General features: G+C 67.0%; 2 pseudogenes. One reads left to right on the top strand and one right to left on the bottom strand.

Annotated elements, in window-relative coordinates:
- Positions 1 to 132, bottom strand: a pseudogene (locus G3I60_RS43805) (DNA-binding response regulator); the annotation flags it as partial.
- Between the two features lie 263 nt (positions 133 to 395).
- On the opposite strand from G3I60_RS43805, the pseudogene G3I60_RS43800 reads away from it, so the two are divergent.
- Positions 396 to 713 (top strand): annotated as a pseudogene (locus G3I60_RS43800) (SigE family RNA polymerase sigma factor); the annotation flags it as partial.

The raw sequence follows: 713 nt of genomic DNA, 5'->3' as shown, positions 1-713 counted from the left end.
CTGCTCACGCAGCAGCTTCAGACCGTCCTCACCGGTGGCAGCGGTGGCAACCCGGTGGCCCTGGCGGGTCAAAGACAGCTCCAGGGCCGTACGGATGGCGTCGTCGTCCTCGATCAGCAACAGGGAAGGCACGGATGCATTCTGGCCCATGGCATGGCCGGGCTGCGACTGTCAGGTGCTTGTCGGGCGATTTCGGGGTGTCGGCGGGCCTCTACCGCGCCACTCTGTGACCTTCCTGTGTTGTTCGCCGTCGTGTTCCTGAGAAGTGCCCCTGTTGCACGCCTGTGACAGTCGGCGGACACCGTCATGAAGTGGCGTGGGCAAGCTTCTCGGCACAGGCAAGGGAGCACATCGGACCGGGCCGAAGACGGTAAGTCCACGACGGGGGGCGCGAGATGAGCACGCTGCACAGCACAAGCGCGAACGCAGTGATCACGCGTCTGCACGACGTCACCAGGACCACCGAGAAGTCCGGTGCCGTGAACGGACGGGGGTGCGTTCGCGGCACCGGGCGTCAGCACACCACGTACATGTCGGTGGTTGACGCACACACGGGGGGAAGCGGAAGCGGCGCCACGGGGGAAACGGGGCGCACGGGGGCCGCGTACAGGGAGTCCACGGGGGAGCGTCGTTCGCTGTCGGAGGCGGAGTTCACCGCCTACGTCCAGGAGCGCCGCGCCTCCCTGTACGCAACCGCCTACCACCTCACCGGT

This window comes from Streptomyces sp. SID13666 (genome assembly GCF_010548325.1).
Lineage (GTDB): Bacteria > Actinomycetota > Actinomycetes > Streptomycetales > Streptomycetaceae > Actinacidiphila > Actinacidiphila fildesensis.
The sequence above is the reverse complement of the archived record's forward strand: the minus strand, read 5'-3'. Positions and strand labels throughout refer to the sequence as shown.